We start from the raw sequence: 14,184 nt of genomic DNA on the forward strand, positions 1-14,184 counted from the left end.
GGCCAGACGGGACTTCTCAAACACGCCCTAAGCGCATCGCCCAGTACCGGGCTGGGTCCACCAAGGAAACTGGGCTGCGTGGGGGAGCGCCACTCGACGATCAATGGGCTGAAGTGCGGCAGGTGCGATGTGACGATCTGGGAAACTGGTCCCTCTCCGAGTCAGGTACGTGAGGTTCTTTTGAACGTGGCCGGCGCAGGTGGCGAGGTGTCGAGGGTGAACAAGTCTCAGGTACTCGGCCGACTTGAGAGAACGGACCAGGCTCTCGGCTCCGTAGGGGTTCATCGCCGATCGGCCCGATCACGGGGTGGTCGTGGTCGATCGTCACAAGGTCACCAACTTACTTCGAGCGGGGCAGAAAGAATCCACCCGTCAGCCACTCGGGGATTGTGTGAACGTAGCCCGCGTGTGGCTTCCGAAGAACCTCCTTTAGGGGCAAGCTAATCTGCCACTGCTCCGCCGATCACCGCGCTGAGCCTCTGAGTGCTTAGCGAGACTTCCACCGCGTCTGTCGGTGCACAGCTCTCAACTGGCTCCCCGGCTCACGCCTTTCTGTCAGGCGGATGAGCCTCCCGTTAATTCTGGCGGCCCAGTCTCTTCGTCAGCGAGGGTGCCGTCCTGTCTGACGTATCCACTCTGCGATCTCGACGGCTCCGGAGATGGAGACCCCCGATTCTCCCGGGAAACGCGACGAACCAATCATTCTCGTCTATGCATGAACCAGCGCATATGGCATTGATGTATCCGAACCAGTCTAAGAAATGGAGGTGCGGCCGACATGAAGAAGATCATCAGTGTTGCGCTCGTGCTCGGGCTCTCAGCGTCACTGGCCGCCTGCACGTCAACCGGCCCGGATGCCGGCTCCGGGGGAGGGGACGTAGTCGTCGTTGAAGGCTATGGCGCTGAGTACGAAACCCTCTTCAGAGAGAACATCGCGAAGCCGTTCACGAAGGAAACCGGCATCAAGGTCGAGTACAGAGGGGGCGGCTCCGGGGCGGAGACCTACGCCGCCGTCCGTGCCGCCAACGGTGACCCTGGTTTTGACCTCGGGATAATGACCCACCTCGAGCTCGAGCAGGGCCATCAGGACAATCTGCTGGCCCGGGTGACCGAGAAGCAGGTGCCCAACCTGGCCAACGTGCCCCAGAAGCTGAAGGAACACACCAACGGCGTCGGCGCGATTCAGGAAGTCCAGCAGGTCTGCCTGATGTACAACCGCGACGACTTCCCCAAGCCGCCCACCAGTTGGGACGTGATGTGGAATCCGAAGTACCGTCAGGGAACGTTGATCTTCAGCCCGAGCAACGCGCTCGGGGTCTATTCCCTGCTCACCCTCGCCGACATGGGCGGCGGAAGTAGCAACAACATGGGGCCCGCGTTCAAGCGGACCGAGGAGATGGCCAAGTACGCCTTGGCCACTCCGACGAGTTCCTCGGAAGCCGTGCCCTTCATGGCGAAAGAGACCGCCACGACCTTCCCCTACTTCGACGGCCGCGCCGCGATCTACGCCAAGACCAACAACTACGACTTCACCGTTCCCAAGGAGGGTACATACGCGAACCTGGGCGCCTTGGGCGTCCCGGACGGCGCGGACCACAAGGGCAACGCCTTCAAGCTCATCGACTACTGGCTCTCCAAGGAGGTCCAGGAGCGCTGGGCGCTTGCCTACAACGTCGGGCCCGCCATCACCAGTTTGACTTTTCCCGCGGCCTTCGCGGCCAAGCACGTCACGACGCCGGAACAGCTCGACAAGATCAAGATCGCCGACGCGTCAACGGTCAACGACAACCGTAACGAGTGGCAGCAGCAGTGGCAGGAGGCCGTGCGATGACCACCTCGCTGACAGGCTCGCCCCCGCGCGTGCCCGGGCACACGCCGACGCGGAAGCGTTCCAACTTGCCGCTGCTGTCATTGCCGGCGACGGTCTGGGTCCTGGCGGTCTTCGCGGTCCCGACCATGATCCTCCTCGCCAGCAGTGTGCTGACTTACGACGGCGCCCAAGTCACCACCGATCTCACCACCGAGCACTACACGGGCCTGTTCGGCGACAGCTATTTCCGTTCCGTGTTGTGGGACACCATCTGGACGTCCATCGTTGTGGGCCTGACTTGTACGGCCATGGGGCTTCTGGTCGCGCACTTCCTCGTCCGCTCCCGCTCTCGTCTGCGCACACTTGTGCTGCTCATCGTGGTTTCGCCTCTCGTCTCCAGCGTTGTCGTGCGCACCTATGGCTGGTTGGTGGTGCTCCAGAACGACGGCCTGCTCAACACGATCCTCCAGTGGTCGGGCGTGACCGATAGACCGGTTGCGTTCATCGGCACCTGGTTCGCGGTCATCGTTGGGCTCGTGCACGTGCTGCTGCCGTTCGCGGTATTTACCGCGATGTCCAGCGTGCAAAGCGTCGACCCAGCCTTGGAACGCGCCTCACGCGACCTGGGTGCCGGACCGGTGCGTACCTTCTTCCGGATCACGCTGCCGCTGATCAGGCCCGGTCTGATCTCCGGTTTCATGCTCACCTTTGCGATCAGCCTGGGCTCATTCGCTGCGGCTGCGATCCTCGGCGGCGGACGGGTCCAAACCCTCGCGACCCTGGTTCGCGAGCGCATGGTGGTCAGCCTTGAGTGGGGGGAAGCTGCAGCCATCGCCGTGGTCATCCTCGTGGTCAGCGCGATCACGGTCGGCGCACTTCTGTGGGCCGGCAACCGGTCACGAAAGGGGATCTGACCATGCGCCCTCGCCTCTGGATCCTGCTGCGCTCCACACTACTAACGCTCGTGATGCTGTTCATCGCCGTGCCAATGGCCGTCGTGGTGTGGACCTCCATCCAGCCCGACACCTACCCGGCCTTCCCCCCCAAGCGGCCTCTCCCTGAAATGGTGGGACTCCGCGCTCACCCGCGAGTGGCTGCTGCCGATGGCTCTGTCCGCACAGATCGCACTGGCCTCTGCCCTGTGCGCCCTGATCACCGGTACCGCCGCCGCCTATGCACTCTCTCGCGGCCAGGGGCGCGGCCGGGCCGCCCTGGAGGGCTTTCTCGCCACCCCGCTGCTCTTGCCGGAGATCGTCATCAGCCTCGCCGTCGTGCAGCTGATCTCCATGATGAGCGCACGCGGGCTCATCGGCTCGCCCCTGCTCGTGGTGACCCACACGGTGATCGGTATTCCGTTCGTACTGCGAACCGTCGGCGTCAGCCTACTCGGCGTCAACACTTTGTGGGAGCGTGCAGCTCGCGATCTCGGAGCCACCCCGCTGCGCGCTTTCACCTCGGTCACTCTGCCGCTCATGCGGTCAGGCATGTTCGCCGGCGCACTCTTCGCCTTCATCATGTCGTTCAACAACGTCGAGTTGTCCCTGTTCCTGACCACCCGCGACGCGAACACCTTGCCCATCCAGCTCCTGCAGTACATGGAGTACGAGTACTCGCCCACCCTGGCCTGCGTCGCGGTCACCAGCGTCCTCGGCATCTGCGCCATCGCAGGTATCGCATCCAGGTTCACCCACCTGACCGAGTTCATCCACGGAGGTACCAAGTGACCGCACTGAGCGCCGCCAAGCGGCCCGCCATCCAGGAAACAGCCGGTAGATACGCGGTCACACTGCTCGGCATCCGCAAGGAGTTCGGCTCCGCAGTCGCCGTTGAAGACCTCGACCTCGACGTTCGCCCCGGCGAGTTCCTTACCCTGCTCGGACCGTCCGGATGCGGCAAGACAACCACCCTGAACATGATCGCGGGCTTCCTCACGCCCGATGCCGGGCAGATCATGCTCGACGGACAGGACGTCCACCATTTGCCCCCTGACCGACGCGACACCGCGATGGTATTCCAGCAGTACGCCCTCTTCCCTCACCTGACCGTCGGCCGCAACGTCGGCTACGGACTGCAGATGCGCAAGCGCCCGAAACCGGAGATCCGCAAGCGCGTCGCCGAGGCCCTCGAACGCGTTGGCCTGGCCGGCAAGGAAGACCGTCTACCCGGTCAGCTCTCCGGCGGGCAGCAGCAGCGCGTCGCGCTCGCCCGGGCCATCGTGGTGCAGCCGAAAGTGCTGTTGTTCGACGAGCCGCTGTCCAACCTGGACCTCAAGCTGCGCGAACAGCTCCGCCTGGAGATCAAGCACCTGCAGCGCGAACTCGGCATCACTTCCATCTTCGTGACACACGATCAGACCGAGGCCCTGGTGATGAGCGACCGCATCGCAGTGATGCGCGGCGGCCGGATCGACCAGCTCGACACACCAGAGATGATCTACCGCGAACCTGCAAACGCTTTCGTAGCGGGGTTTATCGGCCAGTCCAACCTCATCTCCGGCGTCTGTACCGAGGCCGGCTCCGACCGATGCACGATCGAGCTGTCCACATCGAACACCGTGCACGCACGGCACCCGGGCACGGTCACCGCGGGCGACTCCGTCCGTGTCCTGCTCAGGCCTGAAGCGCTCCGCCTGGGCAGCGACGGCGCCCCCTCAACCCTCACGGGCGCGGTGATCGAGATCATCAACGAGGGCAACATCGCCACTGTAGTCGTTCAGGTCAGCACGGATGTCCGGCTTCGCGTCGCCGTCTCCGACCCGGGCGCACTCAGGCTGCCCACCCTCGGCGACGTGATCCCCGTCTCGATTCCCCCCGGAGCCGCCCGAGCTCTGCCCACCGGCGGCTGAAACCCTCACCTTCCCTCCTGCACAGGGGTGGAGCCAGTACGACCAAGATCGGCAAAGCCGCTGGCTCCGCTCGGTTCTATCGCGCCGTTGCCCGAGCGGAAGAGCCCCCGGCCACCCCACGAGGTTGGCCGGGGCGCTGCCCTGCGTCTCGGAGCGATGGGAACACTTCGACACCGGACTGAGATCGATCACCCCGGCACGTCCCCCCGACCCGCGGCCGTCCGCCGCCGGGACTGTGTCCTGCCTGCCGATGTGTCGTGGTCGCGCCTGGTGTCCACGGGCCCGCTGGCTGGCGCCGCCCGGTATGCGGGATCCCTCCTCGTCGGCCTCGCGGTGGCTTGGTGGCACCACGAGTGACCCCCTCAGGGGGTAACGTGGGTGCCGTCGAGACGGCGGTGCACCATCGACAGCGTGGTCAGCAGATCCAGCCGGTGGGTCACTGGCTTGACCGTTTCCAGGTCGGCGTGGGATGCGTTCTTGGCGGGGTTCTCCAGCGTGCGGTAGGGCAGTTCCTCCGGGTGCTTGGTACGTTGACGCAGTTCGGGCTGCTGGGAACTGGCTTGCCGTGACCGCGAAGGAGTCGGGGATGTCCGGTGCCTGCCGTCACTGGTGTGCTTGCTACATCTGCAGGCCGCTCGGGACGTATTCACTGCGGTGGAACTCCTGTCGCTCTGGGAGATTGCTGCGATCGTGGCCTGCATGACGTCCGCCGACTGGGTCCGTGGCATCGCTACCGTGGCCGCGCCGCCCATTGTCGCGCAGGAGCCGCTGGACCCGGCCAGGGCGCTGGACATCTTCCACCACCCGTCCGGTGCAGGCCGCAAGTCGCCACCGTCCTCGGTCCGATGACGTGGCCGGCCCGTCCAGAGGCAGTCCGCGGAGCAGCTGCCGTCGTGCGGTCGCCCGGTGGCTGCTTGGGCAGCGGTATCGCCCGGCCCGGCAGGGCCGGGGAGGCCACGGTCGCCTGCGCTGATGTTGTGCATGCCGCCGATCAGAGTCCCGCGCCGTCTGTACGCCGTGGCGCCGGATTGGGAGCGTGACGGGATATGCCTGGCAGGTGAGGGGTGGTTGCGTGGGCGCGGACGAGATCAGGTCTCAGGGATTCAACCTGAATGAGCTGTTCCGTGACGTGACGTACGAGATCGACTACTACCAGCGTGACTACATGTGGGGCAGCGAGGAAGTCCGCACCCTGCTGCGGGACTTGTGCGATTCGTTCAAGCACTGGTTGGGCGACTCCGCGTACCGGCGCCGTTCCCACACCGCGCCGCAGTATTTCCTCGGCCCCTTCGTTTACCACGAGCCCTCGGAGAAGCGCCGCTTCCTCGTCGACGGTCAGCAGCGCTTCGTCACTTTGCACCTGCTCTTTTTTGCGGCTGAGACTGTCGGCCCAGGAAGCCGGTGATACGCACACGGTCGACCAACTCAACCGTGTCATCACGACCGACGGGAAGCACTTCTGCGTCGGCATCACCGACCACGACCCCGTCCTGCAAGCCATCAGCGAGGGCCGCAGATACGAGGCCGGCGCGGGGGACTCCCTCTCCCGCCGCAACCTGTGGGCACGCGGCCAGCAGATCGAATCCCGGCTCGCCGAGGAACTCGACGCCGAGAAGCTCCACCCCTTCACCGAATGGCTCCTGACACGCGTGGTCCTGGTGGGCATCCGCGCGGCAGGCCCCGACCACGGCTACCGCATGTTCGAGACGATGAATGACCGCGGCGCCCGCCTCACCACCGTCGACCTCCTGAAGAGCCATCTGCTGTCCAACGTCGGCTCCGCTGAAGATCAGCTGAATACCCGGTGGAAGGAGATGCTGCGGGAGCTCCCCGCCGACCGCGATGACCCCCAGGCGGCATCCCGTTTCATCAAGGCCTACCTCCTTGCCCACTGCGCGCGCGAGGACTGCGACGAGGACCGCCGCCAGATCACCACCAACCTCAACGTGTGGGTACGCCACAACGCGGAGTACCTCGGCTTGACCCCGGGACGCCCCGACCACTTCCTCAACTTCGTGCAGAATCTGCTGAAGACAGCCCGTCTGTACAGGCCCGTCCTCGCCGCCACCCGCACCCTGAAGATGGACGGCGACCGCCTGGAGACGGTGCTGTTCAACGAGCGCAACGGCCTCGGCGTCCAGTCCGTCGCCGTGCTCGCTGCCATCGCCCCCGACGACCGGCCCACCGACGCCAAGGACAAGGGCCGCCTCGTCGCCTCCTGCATCGACCGCTGGTACGCCCTGCGGATCCTGCAGGATCTGCCCGTCCAGTCCGCCGATGCCGACGCCCTGGTCCACACCGAGCTCGTCCCTGTCCTGCGCGGCTGCCGTACCGTCGCCGACGTCGCCTCCACACTCGGCGGCCTTGCCCAGCACAACGGGAACCCGGTGCGCGAAGCAATCACCCTGGGCCTGCGAGGCAACAACGCCCATCAGATCCGCTATCTCCTCGCCCGCGCCACCGCTTACGCCGACAAGGCCTGCAAAAAGCCCTTCGGCATCCTCGCCTACCTCGACCGCGACCAGTTCCACATAGAACACCTGTGGGCCAACCACCACCATCGCGTCGCCGGTGACATCCCTGACCCGGTCGTCTTCCGCAGCCGCCGCAACCAACTCGGTGGCCTCGGCCTGCTGAGGGGCCGCGAGAACGCCAGCATCAATGACCTCCCCTTCCACGACAAGAACCGCCTCTACGCCCGCGACAACGTCCTCCTGGGCGTCATGGCCCCTGAATACGATCACCGCAACCCTGAACTGCGCGACTTCATCAAGGCACACCAACTCGACAAGCACATGCGGGCCTTCGGGCCGGGAGAGACCATGACCACGGTCATCGAGACCCGGCAGGAGCTGTATCTGCGCCTGTTCGAATACATCTGGAAACCCGAACGCCTGGGGTTGCCCGTCTCTGCTGCCGTTGCACCTCCACAACGTGACGCCGGCCGGCCGGTCGCCCGTCCGCGCCGGGCCCCTGTGCGGCGCGAAGCGGCTTCTGGCCGACGCACCGACGTGGCCAGGATGATCGACGCCCAGGTTCTGACAGCCGGCACCCGGATCGTGCTCACCTACCGCGCCACCGAGCACTGGGCCACCATCGACGCGAACGGCGGCATCATCCTCGCCGCGACCGGAGGCACACCCTACGGCCGGGCCGACGAGGCCGGGGCCGTCGCCCGTGGCACCAAGACCTGCCAGGGCATGAACGAATGGCACATCGAAGACGAGAACGGAGTACGCGTCAGCCTGCGAACCATCCGTGACCGCGCGGCGGCGGCCGGCGCGCTGTAGCCGGTCAGGCAGGTCTGCCGACGGCTGCCCCGGTCCCGGTCAGCGAAGTGAGCGAGGGATCCTTTCGGCAGAGGCGAAGCGCGGACACAGGGAATGTACCAACGTGCCCTGGAAGAAAGGCCGTTGGGATCTCGCCGTCCACGCCCGCATGCTGCTCCAGCCGGATGTCGCGGCCGGTGTCCGCGAGGCCTTCCCCCATCCCGGCCGGCCCGGCCGGACTGGCCGCCGAAGCGACCGTATGCGCCCAGGTCATCGCTGACCTCGGGCAATGCGAGGCTTCGTAGCCTGGGGCGTCGCCGTCAGGTGGTGTGCGTGGCCGTGGAACAGCAGGCTCGCCGGACCGTCGGTCAGATCGCCACGGACCGCTACGTGTCAGGCGTGATCGGTCGGCTCGGGGCCGCCGAACTTTGTGCTGACCTCTTCCTGGAGCTCGAGCCGGCCCCGCCGGACGTGCTCGCGCATGGCCGTCTCGGCCTCGTCCGCACTGTGCGCGTGCAGGGCGCGGACGATCTCGCGATGCTCGGCGAGGGAGCGCTCCATGCGGCCTTCACGGCGGGTCACGATCGAGGAGAGCAGTCCGCGATGCAGATACTGGATCAACAACCGGTAGTGGTCACTGAGGCGCTCGTTGGACGCGCCGGCCACGATCAGGCCGTGGAATTCCGCATCAGCGCGGGTGTAGCCATCCGAATCCGCGACACGGACGTGCTCTGCCATGTCAGCGACCGCCCGGTCGATCCGATCGAGGAAGCCATTGTTCGCCCTCCCGGCACACAGCCGCGCGGCCATGCCCTCGACGGCCTCGCGCACCTCGAACAGATCGAGGATCTCCGAACGGGAGACCGAGCGTACGAACGTACCCCGGCGCTCCTCGATCGCGACGAAGCCCTCCCGTTCGAGCTCCTTCAACGCCTCGCGGACCGGCATCCGGCTGACACCGAAACGGGTCGCCAGACGCGCCTCCGAAAGCCGCTCCCCCGGCGGGACCGCGCCCGTGACGATGTCCCTGCGCAACAGGCGGAGGATCGTCTCCCTCTTCGAGCTCTCGCGGGCCGGGGCAGGGTCGGTGTCCACTCGGGGTCCGTTCGTCAGGGGGGAGATCCGGGTACACGAGAAGCCGGCGAGCGGCCTCCGCCTTCCTAGTATGGTAGCCGTCGCCCACCGATCGGCGCCGAGCCACCGGTGCCTGCCGCACAGGCCGAAGGCCGGTTCCTTCCGTCGATGTCGCGCTCCACACCACAGCGTCTGCCCTTCGAATTCGTTCTGCGATTCTCTTGACAGCTGGTATGTCAGAACCGCAGAGTGCGTCCCACGATACGAAGAACCCGTCGTCACTGCTGCTCAGTACTGACATACCAGTGATGCTGGGATCGCGCGGGTATTCGTAACGAGCTCGGAATCCTGGCCGACGAAGGGGCCCCTCGGATGAGAAACAAGATCGTGCTCGCTGTGGTGGTAGCTGCCATACCAGTGGTGCTGACCGCGTGTGGCGGCAGTTCCTCCGGTAACGCCGGCGGCTCCGCCGGCTCCGGCAAGAAGACCATCGGCTTCCTGGCCCAGGCGCCGCGCAATGACGGGGGCTTCACCCAGTTCAGCCTCGCCGGCGTCAACGCCGCGATCGCGAAGAACGCGGACCTCAGGCTCTCGTCCGTCGTCGATAATGCCGGCAACTCCCAGGAGCAGATCCAGGGCCTGGAGTCGCTGGCGGCCAAGAACGACATCGTCATCGCGGACGGCGCCTCGCTGAACAAGCCGGTCGCGGTCGTCGCGCCGAAGTACCCGAAGGTGCGCTTCATCCTGGTTGCCTCCGACCTCGACAAGTACGCCGGGAACGTCACCTCCGTGACCACCGCCGTCGGGCACAACGCCATCGTGGCCGGCGCCGTCGCCTCGATGCACTCGCACTCCAAGAAGCTCGGCATGATCGCCGGCCTGCAGGTCCCGGCCTCGACCGCCTGGTACCACGGCATGGTCCAGGGCGCCAGGATCGACAACCCGGCCACCAAGGTCGTCCAGACCTACACCGGTGACTACAACGACGTCGGCAAGGCCAAGCAGGCCGCCGAGGCGATGATGGCCAACGGCGTTGACCAGATCCTTTCCGACCTGGACTCCGGTTCCGAGGGCGTCTACCAGGCCGCCGATGCCGGCAAGCCCGCCGCCAGTGTGTACGACGTCTTCGCCACGCACTGCGACTCCAGCCCGAACATCATCGGCTCCGGTGTCGTCTCGTGGGCAGACATCCTGCAGAGTGCCGTCACCGATGCCGCGACGGACAAGCTGCCCTCGGGTGCGATCAGCTACGGACTCGCCTCGGGTGCGCTCCGCTTCGAGTTCTGCCCCGGCAAGGGCAGTGCCGCGGAGAAGGCCCTTGCGCAGAAGGTGACCAAGCAGATCGTCGACGGTGGGATCACCGCGGACAAGGGCGTACTGCTGCCCAAGCCGAGCTACAAGTTCGAGCAGCGCTGATCCGATGACGACCATCCTCGATCCCGGCCCGGACGCCCAGGCGTCGCAGGGCAGTGCGCCCGCGCTGCGGCTGCGCTCGGTGACCAAGCGCTTCGGAGCCTTCGTCGCCAACGACGCCGTCGACCTCGACGTCGCCTGGGGTGAGATCCACGCCCTCCTCGGCGAGAACGGGGCCGGGAAGACCACGCTGATGCGCATCGTGACGGGTCTGTACGACCCCGACGAGGGACAGGTGGAGGTGTCCGGCGAGCCGGTCCGTTTCCGTAAGCCGCAGCACGCACTTCGTGCTGGGATCGGGATGGTCCACCAGCACTTCACCCTGGTTCCCACGCTCACCGAGCTGGAGAACCTCGTGATCGCACCCTCGCCGGTGCCGTGGCGCAATGGCGCTGCCGCCGCCCGTCGGAGGGCGGAGGAGGTGGCCGCGGCGACGGGTCTGCGGATCACCCCCGACCAGCTGGTCGGCGATGCGGCCGTCGGTGAACGGCAGCGACTGGAGATCGTCAAGCTGCTGTGCGGCGGTGCCCGGATCCTCATCTTCGACGAGCCGAGCGCCGCGCTCAGCCCGGGGGAGTGGGACGAGCTGGCCCGCCTCATGCGGCGGCTCGCCGACGACGGTCACGCGATCATCCTCATCTCCCACAAGCTCTCGGAGGTCTTCGCGACCGCCGACCGCTGGACCGTGCTGCGTCGTGGCGCGGTGGCCGGGAGCGGCCGCATCGCCGATGCCACGCCCGACCGGCTGGTCGAGCTCATGGTCGGCGGGCCGGTTGCCGAACGCCCCCGGCCCGAACCGCAGGAGCCCGGTGCCGCGGTGCTGTCGGTCCGCGAGCTCACAGTGGCGCGCGATCCCGGCGTACCGCAGGGGCCGCGTGCTCTCGAGGAGGTCTCCCTTGAGGTCCGCGCCGGGGAGATCCTCGGCGTCGCCGGTGTGGCCGGCAGCGGTCAGGCCGAACTGGTCGAGGCCGTGATGGGCCTGCGTCCGGCGCTGTCCGGCGAGGTCGGCCTGGGCGGCTCCGCCTTCACCGCGCGCTCGCCGGAGGAGTTCTACCGCCGCGGCGGTGCGCTGATCCCCGAGGACCGTCACCACGTCGCGATCGTCGGCGACATGACCCTGTGGGAGAACATCGGCCTGCGTGCGCTGCGCACCGAACCCCTTGCCCAGCGCGGTGTTCTCCGCACCGCTGCCGCCCGCGAGCACGCCCGCGCGCTGATGGCCGAGTACGACATCCGTGCCGAGAGCGAGGTGCTCCCGATCGCACGCATGTCGGGCGGCAACCAGCAGAAGGCGGTGCTCGCCCGGGAACTCTCGGCCGGTCCGTCACTGCTCATCGCGGCACAGCCGGTACGCGGTCTCGACGTACGGGCCACGGACTTCGTCTACCGCCGCCTGGTCGAGCACCGGGAGGCCGGGGGCGCCGTACTGCTGATCTCCATGGACCTCGACGAGGTGATGTCGCTCTCGGACCGGATCGCCGTGCTCGCCCACGGCCGGATCCGCGGGACCGTCCCCGGCGGGTCCGCCACGCGCGCCCAGTTGGGCGCCCTGATGACGTCGTCGGAGGCGGTGTGATGACCGGGAAGGACCTACTGCCCCGGATCGGGGCCCAGCTCGCGGTGGTGGTGGGCGCGATCGCGCTCGCCGCCGCGATGGTCGCCGCGATCGGGGTCTCGCCCGGCGACGCACTGTCGGTCTTCTGGGACGGCACCTTCGGCCGGAGCGCCAACCTCGGTACGACGCTCACCCAGAGTGTTCCGCTCCTGCTGGTCGCCCTCGGCTGGATCGTCACCACGCGGGCCGGTCGCCTGCACGTCGGTTTCCCCGGCCAGGTGATCACTGGCGGCTCGGCGGCGACCGCGGTCGGACTCCAGTGCGGTGGTCTGCCGATGCCGCTCGCCGTACTCGCGACCGTTGCCGCCGGCGGGCTCGGCGGCATGCTGTGGGCCGCCGTGACCGCGTGGCTGTGGGCCTCGCGGGGCGTGCTCGAGATCGTCTCCTCGCTGCTGCTCAACCTGGTCGCGGTGCAGGTCGCCGCCTGGCTGGTGCGCGGTCCGCTGCAGGGTTCGCTCGACGGGCAGCCGCAGTCGAAGACCTTCCCGGATTCCACCTGGTGGCCCGCGTACGACGGCATCCCCGGCCGGACCCTCTCGTACGACGTGGTCCTGCTCCCGATCTGCGCGATCCTCGTGGTCGTCGTGCTCAGCCGGACCGTCTTCGGCTTCCGTCTCCGCATGGCCGGTGGCAATCGTGATGCCGCCCGCTGGTCCGGTGTCGATCCGGTGCGTGAGGGCGTGAAGGCGATCCTGATCTCCGGCGGCCTCGCCGGCGTGGCCGGGGCTGCCCTTCTCTTCGCCGGATCGACTCCGTGGATGAGCGACGGCTTCGAGGCCAATGTCGGCTTCAACGGCATCGCGGTCGCACTGCTCGCGCGCAACTCGGCGGCCGCGGCACCGATCGCCGCGATCGCCTTCTCCTCCCTCAATGTCGGCGGGACCGCACTGCAGGCCCAGCTCGACGTACCGAGCTCGATGGCCTCGGTGCTGCAGGGTGCCGTGATCGTCCTCGTCCTGGTCGCCGCGGTGCTGCTCCAGCGCCGGGTGTCGCGACGCGCCGCCACCGCGCTGTCACCGGCGCCCGAGTCCGACGCGAAGGATGCCGACCCGGCACCGCTCGCGGAGAGGGTCTGACATGGGGATCTTCGACGTCGCCTTCCTCGTCTCCGCGGTGACCATCGCCGCACCGATCCTGCTGGCCGCCACGGGCGAACTCGTCTCCGAGAAGGCGGGCGTGATCAACGTCGGCCTCGAGGGCGTCATGCTCACCGGCGCCTTCACCGCCTACTGGACGATGCTCGGCACCGGCAACATGTTCGTCTCCTTCCTCGGGGGCCTGGCCGGTGCACTGCTCTTCGGTGTCCTGATGGCCGTGCTCGCCATCGAGGCCAAGGTCGACCAGATCGTGTCGGGCATCGCGATCGGCCTGCTCGGCTACGGCATCACGACCTTCCTCAACAGCGATGCGATCAAGGATCCGAAGACCCTCGCACCGATGGAGCGCCACGGCATCCCCGGCCTCGAACACCTGCCGGTGGTCGGCCAGGCGCTCTTCAACCAGGACGTGTTCATCTACGTCACCGCGGTCGTCGTCGTACTCGTCGCGCTGGCGATGACACGCACGACCTGGGGCGTGAACCTCAAGGCGGTGGGCGAGACGCCGATCGCCGCCGACGCGGCCGGTGTCAGCGTGCGCGGCCTGCGCTGGGCGGCGACCGTGTTCTCGGCGGGCTGCGCCGGACTGGCCGGTGCCTACCTCTCGATCGGCGATGTCGGTGTCTTCCGCGAGTCGATGACCGGTGGCCGTGGCTACCTTGCCCTGGCCGCGGTGCTCTTCAGCCGCTGGCGTCCGGGCGGGGTCGGCCTGGCCGTGACGATCTTCGCGGTCACCGATGCCACCCAGCTCCGGCTGCAGGCACTGGGGGAGATCCCGCGCGAGGTCTGGATCGCGGCCGCCCTGATCGTGCTCGTCGTCCTGGCGCTGCGCGCCCGGGGCCGGGCCGGTATCCGGCTCACCAGGGGCGATGCCTTCATCGGCGTCGTACTGATCGCCCTGGTGGTCACCGCGATCGCCGCACCGAAGACAACCCTGCCGGTCCCGCTGTGGCTGGCGATGCCCTACGTCCTCGCGCTGGTCGCGCTGGCCACCGCCGGGAACACCCGGAACCAGGCGCCGGCCGCCCTGTCTATTCCCTATCTGCGAAGTGAGACCTGAG

The 14,184-nt window shown here is 67.4% G+C and carries 13 protein-coding genes; 11 read left to right on the forward strand and 2 right to left on the reverse strand.

Going from position 1 to position 14,184, the window contains the following annotated elements:
- The first annotated feature begins 778 nt into the window (after nucleotides 1-778).
- The 4 genes from OIE74_RS37910 (at nucleotide 779) to OIE74_RS37925 (ending at nucleotide 4,655) form a co-directional block, all read left to right on the forward strand.
- Nucleotides 779-1,831: an extracellular solute-binding protein gene (locus tag OIE74_RS37910; RefSeq protein ID WP_329392050.1), complete on the forward strand. Its 1,053-nt coding sequence runs from the start codon at nucleotides 779-781 to the stop codon at nucleotides 1,829-1,831.
- Nucleotides 1,828-2,724: an ABC transporter permease gene (locus tag OIE74_RS37915; RefSeq protein WP_329392051.1), complete on the forward strand. Its 897-nt coding sequence runs from the start codon at nucleotides 1,828-1,830 to the stop codon at nucleotides 2,722-2,724. Before OIE74_RS37910 ends, OIE74_RS37915 begins: the two co-directional genes overlap by 4 nt.
- 189 nt (nucleotides 2,725-2,913) lie before the next feature.
- Nucleotides 2,914-3,534: an ABC transporter permease gene (locus tag OIE74_RS37920; protein WP_329392052.1), complete on the forward strand. Its 621-nt coding sequence runs from the start codon at nucleotides 2,914-2,916 to the stop codon at nucleotides 3,532-3,534.
- Nucleotides 3,531-4,655: an ABC transporter ATP-binding protein gene (locus OIE74_RS37925; RefSeq protein WP_329392053.1), complete on the forward strand. Its 1,125-nt coding sequence runs from the start codon at nucleotides 3,531-3,533 to the stop codon at nucleotides 4,653-4,655. The genes OIE74_RS37920 and OIE74_RS37925 overlap by 4 nt, the downstream gene beginning before the upstream one ends.
- 362 nt (nucleotides 4,656-5,017) lie before the next feature.
- On the opposite strand, the gene OIE74_RS37930 is transcribed toward OIE74_RS37925, so the two are convergent.
- Nucleotides 5,018-5,356, reverse strand: a complete 339-nt coding sequence (locus OIE74_RS37930; RefSeq protein ID WP_329392054.1) for a hypothetical protein — start codon at nucleotides 5,354-5,356, stop codon at nucleotides 5,018-5,020.
- Between OIE74_RS37930 and OIE74_RS37935 the strand changes: the two genes are divergently transcribed.
- The 3 genes from OIE74_RS37935 to OIE74_RS37945 all read left to right on the forward strand — a co-directional run bounded on the left by OIE74_RS37935 (nucleotide 5,355) and on the right by OIE74_RS37945 (nucleotide 7,945).
- Nucleotides 5,355-5,504, forward strand: coding sequence for a hypothetical protein (locus OIE74_RS37935; RefSeq protein ID WP_329392055.1), 150 nt, complete (start codon nucleotides 5,355-5,357; stop codon nucleotides 5,502-5,504). The two genes, OIE74_RS37930 and OIE74_RS37935, sit on opposite strands and share 2 nt — an antisense overlap.
- A gap of 223 nt (nucleotides 5,505-5,727) precedes the next feature.
- The gene (locus OIE74_RS37940; protein ID WP_329392057.1) at nucleotides 5,728-6,060 is read left to right on the forward strand and encodes a DUF262 domain-containing protein; all 333 of its coding nucleotides are present in this window, start codon (nucleotides 5,728-5,730) and stop codon (nucleotides 6,058-6,060) included.
- A complete protein-coding gene (locus tag OIE74_RS37945; RefSeq protein WP_329392059.1) occupies nucleotides 6,026-7,945 on the forward strand; it encodes a DUF262 domain-containing protein in 1,920 nt (639 codons plus the stop codon). The genes OIE74_RS37940 and OIE74_RS37945 overlap by 35 nt, the downstream gene beginning before the upstream one ends.
- A gap of 372 nt (nucleotides 7,946-8,317) precedes the next feature.
- On the opposite strand, the gene OIE74_RS37950 is transcribed toward OIE74_RS37945, so the two are convergent.
- Nucleotides 8,318-9,280: a GntR family transcriptional regulator gene (locus tag OIE74_RS37950; protein WP_329392061.1), complete on the reverse strand. Its 963-nt coding sequence runs from the start codon at nucleotides 9,278-9,280 to the stop codon at nucleotides 8,318-8,320.
- A 90-nt stretch (nucleotides 9,281-9,370) separates the two neighbouring features.
- On the opposite strand from OIE74_RS37950, the gene OIE74_RS37955 reads away from it, so the two are divergent.
- Genes OIE74_RS37955 through OIE74_RS37970 form a run of 4 tightly spaced genes read left to right on the forward strand, consistent with a single transcriptional unit; the run spans nucleotide 9,371 to nucleotide 14,183 of the window.
- Nucleotides 9,371-10,414 (forward strand): BMP family lipoprotein, encoded by a 1,044-nt coding sequence (locus OIE74_RS37955; protein WP_329392062.1) that lies wholly within the window; start codon nucleotides 9,371-9,373, stop codon nucleotides 10,412-10,414.
- Nucleotides 10,415-10,418: 4 nt separating this feature from the next.
- On the forward strand, nucleotides 10,419-11,987 hold the full coding sequence (locus OIE74_RS37960; protein ID WP_329392064.1) for an ABC transporter ATP-binding protein: 1,569 nt from the start codon (nucleotides 10,419-10,421) through the stop codon (nucleotides 11,985-11,987).
- The gene (locus OIE74_RS37965) at nucleotides 11,987-13,102 is read left to right on the forward strand and encodes an ABC transporter permease (RefSeq protein ID WP_329392066.1); all 1,116 of its coding nucleotides are present in this window, start codon (nucleotides 11,987-11,989) and stop codon (nucleotides 13,100-13,102) included. The genes OIE74_RS37960 and OIE74_RS37965 overlap by 1 nt, the downstream gene beginning before the upstream one ends.
- A 1-nt stretch (nucleotide 13,103) precedes the next feature.
- The gene (locus OIE74_RS37970; RefSeq protein ID WP_329392067.1) at nucleotides 13,104-14,183 is read left to right on the forward strand and encodes an ABC transporter permease; all 1,080 of its coding nucleotides are present in this window, start codon (nucleotides 13,104-13,106) and stop codon (nucleotides 14,181-14,183) included.
- Nucleotide 14,184 lies beyond the last annotated feature (1 nt).

Origin of the sequence: Streptomyces sp. NBC_01716 (genome assembly GCF_036248275.1) — a bacterium.
In the GTDB taxonomy this organism is placed as follows: Bacteria; Actinomycetota; Actinomycetes; order Streptomycetales; family Streptomycetaceae; genus Streptomyces.

Coding starts and splice junctions, on each gene's coding strand:
- OIE74_RS37910 (WP_329392050.1), top strand. CDS start 779: ATGAAGAAGATCATCAGTGTTGCGCTCGTGCTCGGGCTCTCAGCGTCA.
- OIE74_RS37915 (WP_329392051.1), top strand. CDS start 1,828: ATGACCACCTCGCTGACAGGCTCGCCCCCGCGCGTGCCCGGGCACACG.
- OIE74_RS37920 (WP_329392052.1), top strand. CDS start 2,914: ATGGCTCTGTCCGCACAGATCGCACTGGCCTCTGCCCTGTGCGCCCTG.
- OIE74_RS37935 (WP_329392055.1), top strand. CDS start 5,355: ATGACGTCCGCCGACTGGGTCCGTGGCATCGCTACCGTGGCCGCGCCG.
- OIE74_RS37930 (WP_329392054.1), bottom strand. CDS start 5,356: ATGCAGGCCACGATCGCAGCAATCTCCCAGAGCGACAGGAGTTCCACC.
- OIE74_RS37955 (WP_329392062.1), top strand. CDS start 9,371: ATGAGAAACAAGATCGTGCTCGCTGTGGTGGTAGCTGCCATACCAGTG.
- OIE74_RS37960 (WP_329392064.1), top strand. CDS start 10,419: ATGACGACCATCCTCGATCCCGGCCCGGACGCCCAGGCGTCGCAGGGC.
- OIE74_RS37965 (WP_329392066.1), top strand. CDS start 11,987: ATGACCGGGAAGGACCTACTGCCCCGGATCGGGGCCCAGCTCGCGGTG.
- OIE74_RS37970 (WP_329392067.1), top strand. CDS start 13,104: ATGGGGATCTTCGACGTCGCCTTCCTCGTCTCCGCGGTGACCATCGCC.